Below are 3212 nucleotides of genomic sequence, written 5' to 3' on the forward strand. Positions count from 1 at the left end.
TTGGGGTATTTAAAAATTGATGCAGAACATCTAAACAAACAATAAACATCACTATTTTAGGCTTAAGAAGCTGCCGATTATTTCGCCAAATAATGTTGTGAAAATAAAAACACAAAGCAATAATCCTTCAAATTACCGTATTTTTGAGCATGCACATTTCTGAAAATTCAAGAATCTGGATCTACCAATCCGACCGAATCCTTAAACAGGAAGAGGAGGCAGCAATTCTTCAAGTACTTGAAGAATTTACTTCTAATTGGCAAGCACATGGACACAATTTGGCTGCCTTAGGTGAAGTAATTTACCATAAATTTATTATCCTCTCTGTTGATGAGCAAATAGCTGGAGCAACTGGTTGCAGCATCGATAAATCCGTAGCATTGATGAAAGATATCGAACAGAAATTCAATATAAATCTATTCGATAGGTTTCAAATAGCATTTAAATTACATGATGAACTCATTTGCTGTGGCAAGGAAGAATTTGAAGAAATGATTAAGAATCAGCATGTTAATGAAAATACAATCGTATTTAACAATCTCATTCAAACAAGGAAGGAATTAAAAACCAGCTGGCAAATTCCTTTTAAAAATAGCTGGCATGCACGAGTTTTCAGTGTTTAATAGCCGAATTTTAAAAAGGAAGCTTCTCAAGATTTTTCATGTTTTGTAGTATGAGTCTCTGTTTATAATATACGAAACGTGTTGGTCTGGAGGGGTTCCAACGAAGCGGATTTGGTAAAACTGCAATAATTAATGCCGCTTGTGATTTACTCATGCTATGTGCTGATTTCCCGAAATACTTCTGAGTAGCGGCCTCCGCACCATAAATACCATCGCCCATTTCTATCACGTTTAAATAAACCTCAAGAATACGTTCTTTGCCCCACAATAATTCAATAAGAATGGTAAAATAAGCTTCAAAGGCCTTACGAATGTAGGATCTGCCGGGCCATAAAAAGACGTTCTTGGCAGTCTGCTGACTAATTGTACTACCACCTCGAATTTTTTTGCCCTTTTGATTTTTTTCAAAGGCCTTCCCCATTGCTTTGAAATCAAAGCCCCAATGATTTAAAAAATTAGCATCTTCGCCAGCAAGTGCAGCTCTTTTAAGGTTATTTGAGAGATTCTCTATATCAAGCCATTTTTTTTCAATCTTCCATTCCTTGCCTTCAGCTTGACGTTCAAAACCTCGCTGGATCATCAGATAAGTAATTGGAGGGTTAACAAAGCGGAGCAATAACACCCAAATAAAGGTGATGGCAAAAAACCATATTGCCACTTTACGGATGATATTCCAAAACTTTTTCAAAAATATTGACATTAGATTTAAAGAAACTTTAAAATAAAAAAAGTGCCTTCTACAAATTTTAGAAGGCACTTAAAATTATAACTTATTTCCAGATAATACACCGAAATTAATCGGAGAATGGAAATTATTCTGCTACTACTTCGAAAGTAACTTTAACCTTTACTTCCTTGTGTAGATTAAGATTTGCAGTGTATTCACCAACAAATTTAGGCTCTACATCAAAAGTAATACGGCGACGATCAACGTCAAAGCCTTCTTTCTTCAATGCATCCGCAATTTGAATAGTATTTACTGATCCAAAAATCTTTCCAGTTTCACCAGCTTTGGCACCGATTGAAAGCTTAACACCTTCTAATCTGGCTGCAATTGCATCCGCATCCTTCTTGATTTTATCTTGCTTGAAAGCTGCTTGCTTTAAATTTTCAGCTAAAACTTTCTTTGCAGATTCAGTAGCCAGTGAAGCATAACCCTTTGGAATAAGGTAGTTACGTCCAAAACCTGGTTTTACATTTACTACATCATCTTTCTCTCCGAGATTCTTGATGTCTTGTTTTAAAATTAGTTCCATTTCGCTTATCTCCCTCTTATTTTAATGAATCAGTAACATAAGGTAATAAACCAATATGGCGAGCACGCTTTACAGCCTGTGCTACTTTACGCTGAAATTTTAATGAAGTTCCTGTTAAACGACGTGGTAAAACTTTACCTTGATCGTTAATAAACTTTAATAAAAAGTTAGCGTCTTTATAATCGATGTATTTAATACCGTTCTTTTTGAATCGGCAATACTTCTTACGGCTCTCGTCAACTTTCGGAGCGGTTACGTATTGAATTTGGTCTTTTGCCATTATTTTGCTACCTCCTCAGCTTTAGTTTCCTTGTTCTTGTTGAAGGCTCCGCTACGCTTCTTCTCGCTGAATGCAAGTGCATGCTTATCCAATGATACAGTCAGAAAACGCATAACACGTTCATCACGTCTGTATTCAACTTCAAGTTTGTTAATAAACTCACCCGGAGCTTTGAATGTAGTTAGGTGATAGTATCCTGTTGTCTTCTTTTGAATCGGATACGCTAGTTTTTTCAAACCCCAATTGTCTTCATGGACAATTTCGGCTCCGTTATCAGTCATAAGCTTGTTGAATTTGGCGAATACCTCTTTCACAGCTTCTTCGGATAACAACGGGGTCAGAATGATCACTGTTTCGTACTGTTGCATTGTTGCTTTTTGTTTTTTTAATTTATTTATTCGCTTTACCTTAAACAGGCCTTAAAGCGGGACGCAAAAATAGATATAATTTTCTATTTATCAAGGGGTTTTTGGAATTTTCGTATTGTAGAATGTCTAAATTGTTTTTTACCCTTTTATTTTCTCTCCAATAAGGTCTATTTGATTGATTAAAGAATTTAAAGGTACATATCTAAAAAATTTAGTAGGTCACCTTTCTATATTTCAAAAAAATTACTCTAAATAAATCGTTCTAAATCACATCATAAATGCTAATTTTTTTCGCTTGAAATGCGATAATTAATTTTTTTGCAAAAATGTCTATAAAAAAAATCCTCTAAGTTTGGTTTAACCCATTCCTCTTTCTAATTTAGCAGCAATGGATAATTTTATAGTTTCAGCAAGAAAGTACAGACCAGCAACGTTCCAAACCGTTGTGGGTCAACTACATATAACTGGCACCTTGAAAAATGCCATTAAAAACAATCAGTTAGCTCAGGCATTTCTTTTCTGCGGACCGCGAGGCGTGGGTAAAACTACCTGTGCAAGAATCCTCGCCAAAACAATAAACTGTGAGAATATAAGTCCCGAAGCCGAAGCCTGCGGAACCTGCCACTCTTGTATTTCGTTCCAAAATGGCAACTCTTTTAGTATTCATGAGCTAGATGCTGCTTCT

The 3212-nt window shown here is 35.6% G+C and carries 6 protein-coding genes; 2 read left to right on the forward strand and 4 right to left on the reverse strand.

Features of this window, described 5'->3' with window-relative positions; translation table 11 throughout:
• The first annotated feature begins 149 nt into the window (after positions 1 to 149).
• Positions 150 to 623: an ABC transporter ATPase gene (locus ACILQF_RS11970; RefSeq protein WP_395627637.1), complete on the forward strand. Its 474-nt coding sequence runs from the start codon at positions 150 to 152 to the stop codon at positions 621 to 623.
• Positions 624 to 633: 10 nt separating this feature from the next.
• On the opposite strand, the gene mtgA is transcribed toward ACILQF_RS11970, so the two are convergent.
• The 4 genes from mtgA to rpsF form a co-directional block, all read right to left on the reverse strand.
• The gene (gene mtgA / locus ACILQF_RS11975; RefSeq protein ID WP_395627638.1) at positions 634 to 1323 is read right to left on the reverse strand and encodes a monofunctional biosynthetic peptidoglycan transglycosylase; all 690 of its coding nucleotides are present in this window, start codon (positions 1321 to 1323) and stop codon (positions 634 to 636) included.
• Between the two features lie 112 nt (positions 1324 to 1435).
• Positions 1436 to 1879 carry a 50S ribosomal protein L9 gene (gene rplI / locus ACILQF_RS11980; RefSeq protein WP_395627639.1) on the reverse strand — a complete coding sequence of 148 codons (444 nt, stop codon included), beginning with the start codon at positions 1877 to 1879 and terminating at the stop codon, positions 1436 to 1438.
• 16 nt (positions 1880 to 1895) lie between these two features.
• Positions 1896 to 2159, reverse strand: a complete 264-nt coding sequence (rpsR, locus tag ACILQF_RS11985; RefSeq protein ID WP_090704388.1) for a 30S ribosomal protein S18 — start codon at positions 2157 to 2159, stop codon at positions 1896 to 1898.
• Positions 2159 to 2527, reverse strand: a complete 369-nt coding sequence (rpsF, locus tag ACILQF_RS11990; protein ID WP_395627640.1) for a 30S ribosomal protein S6 — start codon at positions 2525 to 2527, stop codon at positions 2159 to 2161. Before rpsF ends, rpsR begins: the two co-directional genes overlap by 1 nt.
• A 388-nt stretch (positions 2528 to 2915) precedes the next feature.
• Here rpsF and ACILQF_RS11995 point away from each other — a divergent pair.
• On the forward strand, positions 2916 to 3212 hold a 297-nt coding region (locus ACILQF_RS11995), incomplete at its 3' end, for an AAA family ATPase (RefSeq protein WP_395627641.1).

The organism is Daejeonella sp. (assembly GCF_044232565.1).
Classification (GTDB): Bacteria; Bacteroidota; Bacteroidia; order Sphingobacteriales; family Sphingobacteriaceae; genus Daejeonella.